A 394-nucleotide genomic window follows, 5' to 3' on the forward strand; every position below is an offset into this window, starting at 1 on the left:
CAATCTGACATCAAGAAACTGGCTGAGCAAATGGCCAGCAGCATGAAAAGCTTCGATGACATCAAAGACTTTCAAAAGCAGCTCATGCAGTCCTTCATCGACACTGCCCTAGAAGCAGAAATGGAAGAGCATCTCGGCTACCCCAAGCATGAAAAGGCAGACAGGCCTAATAAGCGCAATGGGCACACTAAAAAGAGAGTCCGTAGCGACACAGGCGAGCTTGAGATATCCACCCCCAGAGACCGCGACAGTAGCTTTGAGCCTGTACTTGTCAGTAAGCATCAAACCCGTATTTCAGGTCTTGATGACAAAATCATCAGCTTTTACGCCAAAGGTCAAACCACTACTGAGATTGTCGAAACCATCAAGGACATCTACGACGTCGACATCTCAA

At 47.5% G+C, this 394-nt stretch carries 1 protein-coding gene; it reads left to right on the top strand.

Annotated features, from left to right (window positions below; all coding sequences use genetic code 11):
- The coding region (locus tag EI161_RS14700) for a transposase (RefSeq protein ID WP_192530052.1) at positions 1 to 394 on the top strand (394 nt) is incomplete at both ends.

Source organism: Psychrobacter sp. FME5, assembly GCF_014861375.1.
GTDB lineage: Bacteria > Pseudomonadota > Gammaproteobacteria > Pseudomonadales > Moraxellaceae > Psychrobacter.